Genomic DNA, 268 nt, shown 5'->3' with positions numbered 1-268 from the left:
CTTAGCGGGTGATCTACAAGCAGAGTTCGGTGAGAAGAGCAAAGAAGAACTGGAAGCACTCAATCATGTTGTTTCCATCGCGGGTCGTGTGATGGCTAAGCGTGGTCCTTTTTTAGTGATTCAAGAGACGTCTGGTCGTATTCAAGCTTATGCTGATAAAACGGTACAAGCTGAGCTAAAAGAAAAGTATCAAGGGCTTGATATTGGTGACATTATTGGGGTGAAAGGCGCTTTGCATAAGTCAGGTAAAGGCGATCTTTACGTGAAC

General features: G+C 44.4%; 1 protein-coding gene. It reads left to right on the top strand.

Features of this window, described 5'->3' with window-relative positions; all coding sequences use genetic code 11:
* Window positions 1–268: OB-fold nucleic acid binding domain-containing protein (locus P8629_RS11955; protein ID WP_278166334.1), on the top strand; the 268-nt coding region annotated here is incomplete at both ends.

This window comes from Hydrogenovibrio sp. 3SP14C1, from assembly GCF_029625905.1.
GTDB lineage: Bacteria > Pseudomonadota > Gammaproteobacteria > Thiomicrospirales > Thiomicrospiraceae > Hydrogenovibrio.
Note: the sequence above shows the minus strand (reverse complement) of the source record. Positions and strands in the feature narration are given on the sequence as shown.